This window comes from uncultured Aquimarina sp. (assembly GCF_947500065.1).
Classification (GTDB): Bacteria; Bacteroidota; Bacteroidia; order Flavobacteriales; family Flavobacteriaceae; genus Aquimarina.
In genome coordinates, this window is sequence record NZ_CANMQT010000008.1 from 180,252 (window position 1) to 195,611 (window position 15,360).

Here is a 15,360-nt window from a genome sequence, read left to right on the forward strand (position 1 = left end):
TCTATTTACTTAAATTCGTTTCAATTCCTTTCAAAGAACCTTCTAAAAGAACAACATTCTTCGCATTAAGTATTTTATAAGTACTTAATTCTGAGGAAGTTATAACTTCAGAGCTTTTTAAATTGCGTGACGACAAATATACATTTTTATTTGACTCTCCCAACACAAATAAAGATTTTTTACCTTCAAGCCCTAAAGACTTTAAAACTGAGGTAAAATTCTTTGTTTTAATTGTATCAAAAGTGAAGTCCTCAACAACTGTTATTGCCTTGTCATTTGCCTTAATACTTAGCGCAGATTTACGTGCTAATCTTTTTAAATTTTTATTCAATTTAAAAGAATAATTACGTGGTCTTGGGCCAAAAATTCTACCTCCACCTTTGAAGATAGGAGATTTAATACTACCCGCTCTCGCCGTACCAGTTCCTTTTTGTTTCTTTATCTTTCTTGTACTACCTACAATCTCTGCACGCTCCTTAGCCTTGTGAGTACCTTGACGCTGATTTGCCAAATACTGTTTCACATCTAAGTATACAGCATGATCATTAGGTTCTATACCGAAAACAGCATCAGAAAGGTCTACCTTTCTTCCTGTTTCTTTTCCGTTAATATCGATTACCGCTACCTTCATTACTTCTGAATCGTTACATAAGCGTTCTTATGTCCAGGAACACACCCTTTCACAACAAGTAGGTTCTTTTCAGTAACCACTTTTAACACTTTTAAGTTTTGAATTTTTACTTGATCTCCACCCATTCTTCCAGCCATTCGCATTCCTTTGAATACTCTAGCAGGGTAAGATGCCGCACCTATCGAACCTGGAGCTCTTAAACGGTTGTGCTGACCGTGAGTTGCTTGTCCAACACCACCAAAGCCATGTCTTTTAACAACCCCTTGAAAACCTTTACCTTTAGAAGTTGCTGAAACATCAACAAACTCTCCTTCAGCAAAATGCTCTACAGTTACTGTATCTCCTAATTTGTACTCCTCCTCAAAACCTTGAAATTCGACAACTTTACGTTTAGCAACAGTTCCTGCTTTCTTAAAGTGACCTAAAGCCGCTTTAGTAGCATTTTTGTCTGCTTTGTCATCGAAACCTAGCTGAATAGCTTCATAACCATCAACCTCTTCAGTTCTGACTTGGGTAACCACACATGGTCCAGCTTCTATTACCGTACATGGAATATTCTTTCCATTTTCGTCGAAGATGCTAGTCATGCCGATCTTTTTTCCTATTAACCCAGACATATTTATTAATTATTAATTAGTATTCTACTTATTATTTTGCAAAAAAACAGGGTTAAAAACACTTCAACCCTGAATGTATTTTTTTTGCCGTTTTTCCCTTGCACGCAGCTTGGGACATTTATCGTAAGATTTTCTTACCTAGAAATTCTATCAAACTTTGATTTCAACCTCTACTCCACTTGGTAATTCTAGCTTCATTAACGCATCAATCGTTTTTGAAGACGAACTATAAATATCCAAAAGTCTTTTATAAGAACTTAATTGGAATTGCTCTCTAGATTTTTTATTAACGTGCGGAGAACGTAATACTGTAAAAATCTTCTTATGTGTTGGTAATGGAATTGGGCCTGTAACCACAGCTCCAGTACTCTTAACGGTCTTAACAATCTTCTCAGCAGACTTGTCCACTAAATTATGATCGTAAGATTTTAGTTTTATTCTAATTTTTTGACTCATTTCTGTAAGATTAAGCGTTAACTCCTTTTGCAGCTGCAATTACTTCTTCTGAAATATTAGAAGGAGTTTCAGCATAGTGAGAAAATTCCATAGTAGATGTTGCTCTACCAGATGACAATGTTCTTAATGTAGTAACATATCCAAACATTTCTGAAAGTGGCACAGTAGCTTTTACAGTTTTTGCACCAGCTCTATCACCCATATCACTAACTTGTCCTCGACGTCTATTAAGATCACCTACGATATCACCCATATTTTCTTCTGGAGTAATAACCTCTAATTTCATAATAGGCTCCATTATCACAGCTTTTGCAGCTTTTGCAGAATTCTTAAATCCTAACTTAGCCGCCAATTCGAATGACAATTGATCAGAATCCACATCATGATAAGAACCATCTTTCAATGTTATTTTCATAGCATCTACTTCATAACCCGCTAACGGACCATTCACCATAGCCATTTTGAATCCTTTTTCAATTGAAGGGATAAATTCCTTAGGAACGTTACCACCTTTTATTGTAGACTCAAACTGAAGACCTACAACACCTTCATCAGCTGGTTCAATTGTAAATACAATATCAGCAAACTTACCACGACCACCAGATTGTTTCTTATAAACTTCTCTATGATCAGCAGACTGTGTAATAGCTTCTTTATATTCAACCTGTGGTTGACCTTGATTAACCTCTACTTTGAATTCACGCTTCAAACGATCTACAATCACATCTAAGTGAAGTTCACCCATTCCAGAAATAATAGTCTGTCCTGAAGCTTCATCTGAACGGACAGTAAACGTAGGATCTTCTTCAGCTAATTTAGCTAATCCCATACCTAACTTATCTACATCAGCTTTAGTTTTAGGCTCAACCGCAATACCAATTACTGGATCCGGAAAGTCCATAGACTCCAAAACTATAGGATGCTTTTCAGCTGTAAGCGTATCTCCTGTTTTAATAGACTTAAACCCTACAGCAGCTCCAATATCTCCTGCTTCAATATAGTCAATAGCATTTTGCTTATTAGCATGCATTTGATAAATACGAGAAATACGTTCTTTTTTACCCGAACGATTATTTAACACATAAGAACCTGCATCTAAACGACCTGAGTATGCACGGAAAAATGCCAAACGTCCAACAAATGGATCTGTAGCAATTTTAAATGCAAGCGCTGCAAATGGTTCTTTCGCATCTGGCTTACGAATTTCTTCTTGATCTGTATCAGGATTAACCCCTACAATACCTTCTTTATCAGTAGGAGAAGGCAAGTAACGACATACTGCATCTAATAAAAACTGAACACCTTTATTTTTAAATGCAGACCCACAAATCATTGGAATAATAGACATATCCATCACAGCAGCTCTAAGCGCAGCATGCACTTCTTCCTCTGTAATCGAATCCTCATCTTCCATAAATTTCTCAAGAAGATCTTCATCATAAGCAGCAACTTCTTCGATAAGTTTACCACGAAGTATTCTTGCTTCTTCTTTAAGATCCTCAGGAATATCTACAACATCGAATGTAGCTCCTTGTCCCTCTTCATGCCATACAATAGCACGATTCTTAACTAAATCTACAATTCCTTTAAAATCTTCTTCGTCACCAATATTCAATACAATAGGCACTGCATTAGAACCTAACATATCCTTAACTTGTTGACACACTTCCATAAAATTAGATCCTTGACGATCCATTTTATTTACAAATCCAATTCTTGGAACTTTGTAATTATCTGCAAGCCTCCAGTTAGTCTCTGATTGTGGTTCAACACCATCAACAGCACTAAACAAAAACACCAATCCATCAAGTACACGAAGAGAACGATTTACCTCTACAGTAAAATCCACGTGACCTGGAGTATCAATAATATTAAAGTGATATCCCTTAGTATCATCTAAAGGTTGACCGTTTTCTGTTGGGAACTTCCACTCACATGTAGTCGCAGCAGAAGTAATTGTAATACCTCTTTCCTGCTCTTGCTCCATCCAGTCCATAGTAGCTGCACCATCATGAACCTCACCAATCTTGTGACTTACACCGGTATAATAAAGAATACGCTCTGTTGTCGTAGTCTTCCCTGCATCAATATGAGCAGCAATACCTATATTTCTTGTATATTTTAAATCTCTAGCCATTTCTGTTCGTGATTAAAATCTAAAGTGTGAGAATGCTTTATTTGCTTCAGCCATTTTATGAGTATCCACTCTCTTCTTAACCGCTGCTCCTTCTTCTTTTTCTGCGGCAATAATTTCCGCAGCAAGTTTTTGAGCCATAGATTTCTCATTTCTCTTACGAGAAAACTGAATCAACCACTTCATCGCAGTTGATATCTTTCTATCCGGTCTAATTGGATTAGGAATCTGGAAAGTAGCACCCCCAACACGGCGGCTTCTTACTTCCACATGTGGCATTACGTTAGACAACGCATCTTTCCACATTTCTAAAGCTGTTTTTTCTTCGTTCTGTTTTTTCTCGTCAACGATATCAATCGCATCATAGAAAATTTTAAAAGCAGTTGACTTTTTACCATCCCACATCATCATGTTTACAAAACGAGTCACTAATTGATCGTTAAAACGAGGATCTGGCAAAATAGGTCTTTTTTTAGCCTTTCTTTTTCTCATGTCTTCTTCTTAAAGTTTTTTAATTACTTCTTAGGGCGTTTTGCACCATACTTAGATCTACGTTGCGTTCTTCCTTCTACACCTGCGGTGTCTAAAGCTCCACGAACAATGTGATACCTAACTCCTGGTAAATCTTTTACCCTTCCACCTCTAACTAATACTATCGAGTGCTCCTGTAGATTGTGACCTTCACCTCCGATGTATGCGTTTACCTCCTTACCATTAGTTAACCTAACACGAGCTACTTTACGCATAGCTGAATTTGGCTTTTTAGGTGTAGTGGTATAAACACGTGTACAAACACCGCGGCGTTGCGGGCAAGAATCTAAAGCAGCCGATTTACTCTTCTTAGTTATTTTGGCTCTACCTTTTCTTACTAATTGTGAAATTGTTGGCATAATTTGCTTTACACTATTTTAAAAATATTTTTTAATTACCTCTTTTATGAGGGCTGCAAAGGTAGAAATATTTCTGAGCAATTCAAATCCTAATGCATTAATTTTCAAATAGATTTAAAATCATACTGTTTAACTGTAAGAAATCCTTCTATTTTCCGTTATTTTAGCACTATTAAAAAGCAAATTGAAAACACAATTATTCTACCTCTTTCTCCTTAATATATGTATACATTCATTTTGTAATGCACAAAATTCCGTTTTACACCTCTCTCTAAAAGGAAAAGATTCTCTAGAAACTTTAAAAACCGACAGTATTGGATACAAAAAAAACTTCAAGGGTTTTCTAGATTTAAAAAATGAAATAGAAAATTTTCAAAAAAGATTATTAAAATCAGGGTATCTCGACGCAAGATTGATCACCCTTAAAAAAACATCCGACTCTTCTTTTACCGGTCGTTTCGAATTAAACAAAAAGTACAAACAACTAACCATACATTACAACAAACAATTTATCTCTAAAAAATTCTTAAAACAGATATCAAACACTGTAACTGACAATCACTTTTCAATACCATTCCAGAAAACAGAAGAAACACTTCAACTACTAACAAACCACCTCGTTGACCAAGGAAACACTTTTAGTAATTTATCACTTATAGAGATAAGCAAGGGCGAAAATGAAGTTTTCGCAAAACTTGTAAGTTCAAAAAGCAAAATAAGAACTATTGATGACATTATAATAAAAGGATACAACAAGTTCCCGCAATCTTACCTAAAATACAATAGCAGAATCCGCAAAGGAATTGTATTTAAAAAAAGTGATGTCGTAAAAAAGTCACTAACCATCGACAATCTAGGCTTCGCAAAAAACATTAAATCTCCAGAGGTTTTATTCGAAAAAGACTCTACCAAAATATACTTATACTTAGAAAAAAAGTCAGCAAACGCTTTCGATGGCTTTCTTGGTTTTTCTACAGATACTGAGTCAGGAAATCTAGAACTCAATGGATACCTAAACTTAAACCTTATCAATAATCTAAACTTTGGAGAGCGACTTAATCTAATTTACAAAAGCGACGGAAACGAACAACAAAGATTTCAGGCCAATCTTTCATTGCCATACATACTAAAAACCCCTATCGGCATAGAAGCCAGTTTAGATATCTTTAAAAAAGATTCTAGTTTTTTAATCACAGAGCAAAACATTCGCCTAAACTATCTTATAAACGACAAAAACAATTTATCAATTGGATATAAAGCAATTTCTTCTAACAATCTCCTAGATATACCACAACCCATTTTAAACATAAACAACTACTCCGCTTCCTTCTTTGGAATTGGCTTTAATCACACCAAAAGACAGAATAACGATTTATTCCCTGTTAAAAACACATATAGTATTGAAGCAGAATTTGGTTCAAGAAGCACAGATACTGAAAGCATAAACCAAATAAAAGGAAGTATCAACCTTAGCTACATATTCGAATTAAATCAAAGAAATTCTATTTTCTTAAAAAACACAGCTTCAATTATTATTTCTGACGATTTATTCACCAATGAGTTATTTAGATTTGGAGGCATCAATTCGATACGAGGATTTGAAGAAAATAGCGTTAATGCATCTCTCTATAACGTCCTTAATACTGAATACAGATACATCCTCTCTCAGAATCTCTATGCACATTCAATTATAGATTACTCTTATTTTGAAGACGAAAGCAATAGGATTTCAGACAACCTTACTAGTTTTGGATTTGGGCTAGGATTAAATACACAAACAGGTCTATTTAAGATAATTTTCGCTAATGGAAAAAACAGCAACTCCAACTTTAGATTCTCCAATACAAAGGTACATATTAGCCTAAATGCAACGTTTTAAATCCTCAAAACATCAAATATTAAGATAAATTAACCTAACAAAAGTGGCTTATAAACCCTCCCTTACAACCATTATCCTAGCCTAGATCCAACAAATACTCAAACTCCAATCATCAAAACAATAACAGCACTAACCTCAATTGAAATAACAAAACTCATTGCCACAACAACATGCGCATACCTATTATAATAATCTCAAAACAAAAGATTTATGATTATTTCAAAAAGCTACTGCTATTTTATTTAACAAACCAACAACCTTAATTTTCAAATCAAAAAGAGGCCACAGAAAAGCACAAACTTAGTACTATAACGTTATAGTAGGATTTCACAATATATTAACCAGACTAGAACAATAATTTAATTTTTAACTAAATAAAAGTTGTTTAATTAAGATTTTATTATGATTTTTGGCATTGGCTAATTCAAATAAATTATAAAATGAGAACAAAGTTTAGAGGAATTCTAACGCTTTTACTGGCGTTTGTAGTGCAACTAACGTTTGCACAAGAAAAAACGATCTCAGGTAATGTGACCGACAATAGTGGGTTACCTTTACCAGGAGTAAATATCGTTGTAAAAGGTACTAGTACAGGTACGCAGTCTGATTTTGATGGAAACTATTCCATTAAAGCAAACAAAGGAGCGGTACTTTCATTTAGTTATCTTGGTTTTACAACCAAAGAGGTTGTAATTGGAGATGGTGACAGTATCAATGTACAACTTGCTGAGGATGCAGCAACATTAGAAGAAGTAGTAGTAACAGCTCAAGGTATTCGTAAAGCTAAGAAAGCATTAGGATACGCTGTTGCAACAATTGCTGCTGATGACATTGCTTCTAAACCGCAAACGGATGTGATTAGAGCACTGACAGGAAAAGCGTCTGGTGTAAACATTACTCAAACATCCGGTTTATCTGGTTCTGGAACCAACATTATTATACGTGGTTACTCTTCTATTAACGGAAGTAACCAACCACTTTTCGTAGTGGATGGTGTTCCTTTTAATTCGAACACTAACAATGACACAAACTTTGTTGCTGGAGGAGCTTCTGCTTCTAGTCGTTTCTTAGATTTAGATCCGAACAACATTAAAGAAATATCAGTATTAAAAGGATTAAGTGCAACGACACTTTATGGTCAAGCTGGTAGAAATGGTGTTGTTTTAGTAACTACAAAATCTGGTACTAAAGCAGATAACAATAAGAAATTTGAAATTTCTGTTAACCAATCTTATTTCTCAAACCAAATTGCTAACCTTCCTGATTACCAAGATACTTACGGTAATGGTTTTTATCAAAACTATTCTCAAGCATTTAGTAACTGGGGTCCTAACTTTAATACAAGAGGACAACAAAGTGTTGGTGCTGACGGAACTGTTCCACATCCATATGACAGAGATGATCTTGCTACAGCATTCCCTCAATTCCAAGGAGCTCGTTATGAGTACAGACCATATGACAGTGTAGAAGACTTTTTTACTACAGGTTCAGTTGTAACTACATCTATAGGAGCTAGCGGTTCTAGTGAAAACTCAAACTATAATATTAATTTTGGACGTACTGAAGACGAAGGATTCGTACCAAATAATGAATATAACAGATTGAACTTCAGTGCTGGTGGATCAACAAAATTATCTAATAAGTTTACGATCAGTTCATCTTTTAACTATGTAAGAACTGATAAAGTTACTCCTCCAACTGCTGTTGGTTTTGGTAGTAACCCTGCAGGAGCATCATTATTTGCTAATGTATTGTATACTCCAAGAAGTGTTGACTTATTCGGTTTACCTTTTGAAAACCCATTAGACAACTCATCAGTATACTATAGAGCTGGTAATGATATTCAGAATCCATTATGGACTAGTAAAAACATTAAAGACACGGAGAGAATTAGAAGATTCTTCGGTAACGTAACTACTTCATACCAAATCAACGATTGGATTAACTTATCTTACCGTTTAAGTATTGATGGTTATAACCAAAGAAACGAAAGAACAGCTAACAAAGGTGGTCAGCAAGTTCAAGGAGGTAATTATTCTACTTCTGATATTGAAAGTACTACTTGGGATCATACATTAAGTTTGAATTTTGACACAAACGTATCTGATAAGATTAATCTTAGTGGTACAATTGGTTTAAACCCAAGAAATGAAGAGTTTATTTTCCAAAACACTAATAGTACTCAACAGTTTGTTTATGGTATTTTTACTCATAACAATTTTGAGGAAACTACTGCTAACACTTTCTTTCAGGAATCAAACATTATAGGTGCCTATGGTAGTGTTACTTTTGGATATGACAATTATTTATATCTAAACGTTCAAGGTAGAAATGACTGGTTCTCATCTCTTCCTAGAGAAAGTAGAAGTATTTTCTATCCATCAGCAAGTTTATCATTTGTTCCAACTTCAGCTTTTGAAGCTTTAAAAGGAAGCAAAGCTATTAACTATTTGAAACTGAGAGTTGGATACGGTTCTTCTGCAGGTTTCCCTGACCCATATGCTTCGATTAGAGGATTAGGAAGTGCTACTAATGTTTTTGATAGTCCTACAGGAGGAACTACTAACGTATTGACAATTAACAATAACTTAGGTAATCCTAATCTAAAACCTGAATTGATCACGGAAGTTGAAGCGGGTATTGAAACTAGATTATTTGATAACAGGATAGGTTTTGATTTATCTGTTTATGACAAAAAATCGACTGATTTAATTCTTCAAAACAAGCAATTAGATCCAGCTACAGGTTATACAGTGACTTCTGACAACTTAGGAGAAGTAACTAACCAAGGTCTTGAATTAGGATTCAATTTAAATCCAATTAGAAGTGATGATCCAGAAGGTTTCAGATGGGACATCTCAGGACAGTATACTATTAATGAAAATATAGTAGAAGATAATGGAGATGCTCCAGGAAGTATAACTGTTTTTGCAGGATTCGGAACTCAAGGTAATGCTGCTATCTCAGGAGAAGCTTATGGTGTTATTGTTGGTACATCTATACAAAGAGATGCTAATGGTAACTTTGTTGTTGGTGCTGATGGAAACTATGTAGCTGACACTGATCTTAAAATCATTGGTGATCCTAATGCTGATTGGAGAACTACTATTATTAATGAGTTTTCTTATAAGAACTTTACTTTAAACACTCAGTTAGAATACACGCACGGTGGAGACATCTTTTCTACTACTGCTTCTGCATTACTATCAAGAGGTTTAACTACTGACACAGAGTATGACAGAACTCAAACATTTATTTTGCCTGGTGTAGATTTAAATGGAGCTCCTAATACAACTCAAATAGCTGCAACAGATTTAGGTTTTGTTAATTCAGGATTCTTTATAGATGAGCAAGCAATTTATGATGCTTCTACTATTAGACTACGTGAAGTTAGTTTAAGCTATAATTTCCCTAAAAGATTTTTAGAACAAACTCCTTTCGGAAAAGTGTCTATTAGTTTTATAGGACAAAATATGTGGTATAAAGCGATCAATTTCCCTGATGGATTAAATTTTGATCCAGAAGTTACAAGTTTAGGTGTTGGTAATGGACAAGGTTTTGATTACCTAACTGGTCCAACTGCTAAGCGATATGGATTTAGCTTAAACCTTACATTCTAAAAATTAAAAAAATTATGAAAAATAGACAATTTATAAAACCAGTTATACTGTTTATGTTCGTTCTCATAGGATTTACTTCTTGTGAAACTACCGAACTGGATTTATTACAAAATCCAAATGATGTAACCGAAGATCGATTAGACCCTGAATTTTTATTTAATAATATTCAGCTAGGATTTGTAGGATTTGTTGAAAATGCTGCAGGAGACGCTTCATTTACCGCACAGGTTACCCGTTCTTTCGCAATGACAGGAGGTAATCAATATGTAAATGCTTTTTCACCTTCTAGTTTTAATGGATTATGGACTTCTGCTTATGCAGGAATACTTGCTGATGTTCAAGCATTGGAACCAATAGCACAAGAACAAGGATTAACCTATCACTTAGGAGCTTCTAAAATTATGAGAGCTTATACTCTTGTAACGCTTGTTGACCTTTTTGGTGATGTACCATTTAGTGAAGCTTTACAAGGTAATGATAATTTAAACCCTACTGAAGATGCACAATCTGATGTATACCTTGCTGCTCTAGCTGATATAAATGAAGCTATTACAATGCTTGCTACTGAAACTTCTGTTTTACCAGGAGATGATATGTATTTTGCTTTAAACAATGGTGGATCAGTAGATGCTGATTTACAGGATAATTGGATTACAGCTGCAAAAACATTAAAACTAAGAATATTAAACAATGCTAGACTTAATGGGACAGCGATTGGATTAAATATTACTAGCGAAATAAATGCGTTGCTTTTAGAAAACGATTTAATCGATACTGCTGCAGAAGATTGGCAGTTTAATTACAATTCTACTAGGGTAAATCCTGATTCTCGTCATCCTGGTTATGGAAGATACTATGAGAATGGTGCTGCAGGTTATATGTCTAATTATCTAATGTGGGCAATGCTAGGAAGTGGTGAAAAAGGAATTGATGACCCTAGATTACGTTACTATTTCTATAGACAAGACAATGACGCTACAGGGGAAGATATTTTCACATTAGGCTGTGGTGACGGAAGACAATCTGCTCCAGGTCACTATGCGGCTGTAACTTCTATCTACAACACTACACCAGTTCCATTCTGTACTGCAGACGCAGGAAGAGGTTATTGGGGTAGAGATATGGGAGACAATGGAGGTATTCCTCCAGATAATACTCAAAGAACAGTATATGGAGTATATCCTGTAGGAGGTTTATTTGATGAGAATCAAGATGATGATGTTCAAAATGACGGTGAAGACGGAACACTGCTAGGAGCAGGTATTACTCCAGTATTACTTTCTTCTTATGTTAACTTCATTAAAGCTGAAGCGCAATTAACACTAGGAACTACAGGTGATGCAAGAGCATTCTTAGAAGCAGGTATCAGAGCTTCTATGCTTAAAGTAACAACCTTTGATGCTACTACAGCAGCAAGTACTTTTGCAGCTACTACAGCAAATATAGATGCCTATGTTACTCTAGTACTTACTCAATATGATTTAGTTGATAACTTAGGTAAACTAGACATTATAATGAAAGAATACTATATCGCTGCATATGGTAATGGTTTAGAAATATATAATGGATATAGAAGAACTGGTTTCCCAAGTAACTTCCAACCAACATTAGAGATCAACTCTGGAGACTACTATAGAACAGCATTATATCCTGCTAATTATGTTAATGTAAATGTGAATGCTACTCAAAGAGATAGAACAGAACAAGTATTCTGGGATACTAACGCTCCTGGGTTCATTAATTAAAAAATAAATTCAATGAAAAATATATTTAAAATAGCAATAATTTGTTTAGTATCACTGACACTAACAAATTGTGAGGATAATGAAAAATCGCCCCTCGTTGAACAAGTAGATGGTGTATTTGTTCTTATAGATATTGAAAACGCTTTGATTGATGTAACGCAAATAGGGACTTCTACTTATGGTGGAACTCTAAGAGCTCCGGTTGACAATGTAGCAAGTCATACGATTGAAGTTAGAGCTGTAATCGGTGGAGATGATGCATCTGAGTTTGCTGAGTTATACACAACTACTACTTTTCCGGCAACTTTCTTAGTTACCGCTGGTGACATTGCAACTGCATTAGGTGTTGATGTTAGCACTTTTGGACCAGGAACAAGATTTGATTTTGTAGGTACAAGTGTAGGAACAGATGGAACCGTAGTTACTACTAGTAATTTAAGTGGAGATGTACAAGCAGAGTCTGGTATTAGACAAGCTTACAACTTAAGAACTTTTATATCTTGTCCTGTTGACCCTGCAGAAATAGCTGGAACTTATGATGTTACCGAACTTGGTTTTGGTACTTTCTTCGGAGAAACTAATTTTACAAGAACAATCGTTGCAGGTCCTGGATCTGGTCAGATTACAATTGTAGAAGGAGAATACACAACTACTGGTGGAGATCCATTAATTCTAGATATTGACTTTGCAACTGGTATCATTACTGGTGGCGGAAATGATGAGGATGGAAATGCAGCTGTATCCTTTGATGCATCTGTATTAGGTACTGAAAACACGTATCTTGTAGAAGGTGGGTTTTTCTTTTCTTGTGTTGGTGCACTTGATATAAACATGAACTTCTTACCTTTTAATGCTAATCCTCACAAATTTGTTTTACAAAAACAATAAAACTTTGAAATTATGAAAAGATTTAATTTAAAATATATAATTCTTTCACTTGCAGTATTATGTTTTTGTGCATGTGATGACGATGATCCAATATCTGCCGGAGATGGTGACCCATTAAGTGAAACCGTTGTAAATCTAGAGGCTACGATAACACCTGATTTATTAGTAATTGGAGAAGGTAACGTTATAAGTTTCCAGGTTACTTTACCAAATTCCTTTTCTAGTGACGCAACAGTAACTGCTAGAATAACGTTAGATAATGGTAATAATAGTATTGGAACTGCTACTGTATTAGCGGGTGCTACCACAGGATCAGGTACTATTACTGTTCCTGCAGATGATGGAGTTATTACTGGAGATACTGTTGGTGGTGTTAGTAACGCAGCTACAATAACTTTAGTAGCTATTCTTCTTGATGAACTAGTTTCTGGTACTACATATACGATTTCATCTAACTCAGTGGACTTAGGTATTTATGCTGACACTTTACCTGCTGATAGTGGTATGAATGTACTATTTGACTGGGAAGATCCTGCTACTAATGATTTAGATATGGAAATAATCGACAGAGCTTTTACTTCTATATTCGAATCAGCAGCAAGTGGAAGTCGTTTTGAAAGTGATTTATTCCAAAATGCTGGAAGAGATGATGGAATCTATGACGTTTATGTTACCATATTTACTGCGTCGCCTACTGTTGATCTTAATTATGATCTATTAATGACAGGTCCTGATGGAGTTTTATATGTAGTTAACGGTGCTTTACCTGCTGGATCTCCAGCTGGTACACGTATAGCAATTGCAACTTTTGAAAAAGTTACAGATGCTGTAAGTGGAGAAGTAAGCTACATAAATATTGGTGCTCTATAAGAGAATCTCCAATAAATAATTATATAAACATCCCGATCAAAATTTGATCGGGATGTTTTTTTATATATATCTTTGTCTGCTATGGAAAAAGAATCTCAAATCTTTGGTATAAGAGCAGTTATTGAAGCAATCAATTCAGGAAAAACAATCGATAAACTTTTTATCCAAAAAGGTTTACAAGGAGAGCTCGCCAAGGAACTAATGAACTTGATTAAAACAGATAGTATCAGTTTTTCATACGTTCCTATAGAAAAATTAAATAGGCTTACTCGTAAAAACCACCAAGGAGTTGTAGCGCTTACCTCTCCTATCGAATTTCATAATCTAGAAAATTTAGTTCTCAAAATAATTGAATCCGGTGAAACTCCGTTATTCCTGATTCTAGATCAATTATCTGATGTTCGTAATTTTGGAGCAATTATAAGAACTGCTGAATGTACAGGAGTCCATGGTATTATCATTCAGAAAAAAGGTGGAGCACCAGTAAGTGCGGATACTGTAAAAACTTCTGCAGGAGCTATTTTTAAGATTCCAATCTGCAAAGTTGATCATATTAAAGATGCTATGTTTTACCTACAAGCTTCCGGAATACAGATAATAGCTGCAACAGAGAAAGCTTCCTCCCCTATTTATGATATAGATATAACCACTCCTAGTGCCATAGTAATGGGTAGTGAGGGTAAAGGTATATCTAATTCTGTTTTAAAGATTGCTGATCATCTGGCCAAATTACCTATGTATGGAGAAATAGCTTCACTTAACGTTTCTGTTGCTTGCGGAGTATTCTTATATGAAACTATTAGACAAAGGTTATAAAAACACGATTTATTCGTTTTTAGCATTATCCTCTGACTTATATTCATAAACTACCTTAATATCTTCTTCAATATCTTGCTCAGGTAATTTTTCAATAAAATTACCGTTTTCATCAAAATGTTTTAAAAATTCATCATCCTCGGGATTATAATCAGGAGATTCCCAATGATATGTCTTTGGCTTAACCACGCCTTTTTTTATTAAAAAAGCTAACAATACTCCAACTATCAGACCAGACAAATGACCTTCCCAGGAGATTTTTGGATCCACTGGTAATGTATACCATATCATACTTCCATAAATAAAAACAACTCCAAATGACAATGCAATCAATCTAAAATGCTTCGCAACTATTCCTTTAAAAAATAGAAATCCAAAAAGCATATATATAACTCCACTTACTCCAATATGATTTGCTTGCCGTCCAAACAACCATGTCAAAACACCAGTTAATAGAACCCCTAAAAATAACACCTTCCAAGAGTTCTTCGGATAAAAGAAGAAAAGAGATACGGACAAAATTAATAACGGCAATGTGTTATGCCATAGATGTGACAAATCTCCATGAATAAAAGGAGAAAACAACACTCCTCTTAGTCCGGTTATCGTTCTGGGATATATTCCGAAATGATTGAAATCAAAACCGAATCTAATTTCAAACCAAAATACAAACCAAATTAACAGGACAAATAATATAGGATATCCAATTACTCCCGTACTAAATCTAAAATGATTACTTTTTTCCATAAGTACATCCTATAAATCAAAAAACCGTCCAAAAAACTAAATTCCGCTAAATTGTCAGTAATCCAAA

At 34.8% G+C, this 15,360-nt stretch carries 13 protein-coding genes; 6 read left to right on the plus strand and 7 right to left on the minus strand.

Going from position 1 to position 15,360, the window contains the following annotated elements:
- Nucleotide 1: 1 nt before the first annotated feature.
- From rplD to rpsL, 6 genes are all read right to left on the minus strand, one after another.
- A complete protein-coding gene (gene rplD / locus Q0975_RS20920) occupies nt 2-631 on the minus strand; it encodes a 50S ribosomal protein L4 (RefSeq protein ID WP_027392552.1) in 630 nt (209 codons plus the stop codon).
- On the minus strand, nt 631-1,248 hold the full coding sequence (gene rplC / locus Q0975_RS20925; RefSeq protein ID WP_299440268.1) for a 50S ribosomal protein L3: 618 nt from the start codon (nt 1,246-1,248) through the stop codon (nt 631-633). The genes rplD and rplC overlap by 1 nt, the downstream gene beginning before the upstream one ends.
- Nucleotides 1,249-1,398: 150 nt before the next feature.
- Entirely contained in the window at nt 1,399-1,704 is a 306-nt protein-coding gene (rpsJ, locus tag Q0975_RS20930) for a 30S ribosomal protein S10 (protein ID WP_010181931.1), read from the minus strand.
- A 10-nt stretch (nt 1,705-1,714) separates the two neighbouring features.
- A complete protein-coding gene (gene fusA, locus Q0975_RS20935; RefSeq protein ID WP_299440270.1) occupies nt 1,715-3,841 on the minus strand; it encodes an elongation factor G in 2,127 nt (708 codons plus the stop codon).
- 12 nt (nt 3,842-3,853) lie between these two features.
- Complete coding sequence (gene rpsG, locus Q0975_RS20940) at nt 3,854-4,330, minus strand: 30S ribosomal protein S7 (RefSeq protein WP_299440273.1); 477 nt, start codon at nt 4,328-4,330, stop codon at nt 3,854-3,856.
- 23 nt (nt 4,331-4,353) lie between these two features.
- On the minus strand, nt 4,354-4,728 hold the full coding sequence (rpsL, locus tag Q0975_RS20945; protein ID WP_024770883.1) for a 30S ribosomal protein S12: 375 nt from the start codon (nt 4,726-4,728) through the stop codon (nt 4,354-4,356).
- Nucleotides 4,729-4,912: 184 nt separating this feature from the next.
- Between rpsL and Q0975_RS20950 the strand changes: the two genes are divergently transcribed.
- From Q0975_RS20950 to rlmB, 6 genes are all read left to right on the plus strand, one after another.
- Entirely contained in the window at nt 4,913-6,607 is a 1,695-nt protein-coding gene (locus Q0975_RS20950; RefSeq protein WP_299440275.1) for a ShlB/FhaC/HecB family hemolysin secretion/activation protein, read from the plus strand.
- A 440-nt stretch (nt 6,608-7,047) separates the two neighbouring features.
- Entirely contained in the window at nt 7,048-10,227 is a 3,180-nt protein-coding gene (locus tag Q0975_RS20955; protein WP_299440277.1) for a SusC/RagA family TonB-linked outer membrane protein, read from the plus strand.
- A gap of 14 nt (nt 10,228-10,241) precedes the next feature.
- Entirely contained in the window at nt 10,242-11,972 is a 1,731-nt protein-coding gene (locus tag Q0975_RS20960) for a SusD/RagB family nutrient-binding outer membrane lipoprotein (protein ID WP_299440279.1), read from the plus strand.
- Nucleotides 11,973-11,984: 12 nt separating this feature from the next.
- The gene (locus tag Q0975_RS20965; RefSeq protein WP_299440281.1) at nt 11,985-12,860 is read left to right on the plus strand and encodes a hypothetical protein; all 876 of its coding nucleotides are present in this window, start codon (nt 11,985-11,987) and stop codon (nt 12,858-12,860) included.
- A gap of 12 nt (nt 12,861-12,872) precedes the next feature.
- Nucleotides 12,873-13,730, plus strand: a complete 858-nt coding sequence (locus tag Q0975_RS20970; RefSeq protein WP_299440283.1) for a hypothetical protein — start codon at nt 12,873-12,875, stop codon at nt 13,728-13,730.
- Nucleotides 13,731-13,811: 81 nt separating this feature from the next.
- On the plus strand, nt 13,812-14,546 hold the full coding sequence (rlmB, locus tag Q0975_RS20975) for a 23S rRNA (guanosine(2251)-2'-O)-methyltransferase RlmB (protein WP_299440285.1): 735 nt from the start codon (nt 13,812-13,814) through the stop codon (nt 14,544-14,546).
- Between the two features lie 9 nt (nt 14,547-14,555).
- Here the strand turns inward: rlmB and Q0975_RS20980 are convergent, their stop codons facing one another.
- On the minus strand, nt 14,556-15,293 hold the full coding sequence (locus tag Q0975_RS20980; protein ID WP_299440287.1) for a rhomboid family intramembrane serine protease: 738 nt from the start codon (nt 15,291-15,293) through the stop codon (nt 14,556-14,558).
- Between the last annotated feature and the right edge of the window lie 67 nt (nt 15,294-15,360).

What these genes read in the sequence shown, in the direction of transcription:
- rplD (WP_027392552.1), bottom strand. Translation starts at nt 631, where the DNA reads ATGAAGGTAGCGGTAATCGATATTAACGGAAAAGAAACAGGAAGAAAG.
- rplC (WP_299440268.1), bottom strand. Translation starts at nt 1,248, where the DNA reads ATGTCTGGGTTAATAGGAAAAAAGATCGGCATGACTAGCATCTTCGAC.
- rpsJ (WP_010181931.1), bottom strand. Translation starts at nt 1,704, where the DNA reads ATGAGTCAAAAAATTAGAATAAAACTAAAATCTTACGATCATAATTTA.
- fusA (WP_299440270.1), bottom strand. Translation starts at nt 3,841, where the DNA reads ATGGCTAGAGATTTAAAATATACAAGAAATATAGGTATTGCTGCTCAT.
- rpsG (WP_299440273.1), bottom strand. Translation starts at nt 4,330, where the DNA reads ATGAGAAAAAGAAAGGCTAAAAAAAGACCTATTTTGCCAGATCCTCGT.
- rpsL (WP_024770883.1), bottom strand. Translation starts at nt 4,728, where the DNA reads ATGCCAACAATTTCACAATTAGTAAGAAAAGGTAGAGCCAAAATAACT.
- Q0975_RS20955 (WP_299440277.1), top strand. Translation starts at nt 7,048, where the DNA reads ATGAGAACAAAGTTTAGAGGAATTCTAACGCTTTTACTGGCGTTTGTA.
- Q0975_RS20960 (WP_299440279.1), top strand. Translation starts at nt 10,242, where the DNA reads ATGAAAAATAGACAATTTATAAAACCAGTTATACTGTTTATGTTCGTT.
- Q0975_RS20965 (WP_299440281.1), top strand. Translation starts at nt 11,985, where the DNA reads ATGAAAAATATATTTAAAATAGCAATAATTTGTTTAGTATCACTGACA.
- Q0975_RS20970 (WP_299440283.1), top strand. Translation starts at nt 12,873, where the DNA reads ATGAAAAGATTTAATTTAAAATATATAATTCTTTCACTTGCAGTATTA.
- rlmB (WP_299440285.1), top strand. Translation starts at nt 13,812, where the DNA reads ATGGAAAAAGAATCTCAAATCTTTGGTATAAGAGCAGTTATTGAAGCA.
- Q0975_RS20980 (WP_299440287.1), bottom strand. Translation starts at nt 15,293, where the DNA reads ATGGAAAAAAGTAATCATTTTAGATTTAGTACGGGAGTAATTGGATAT.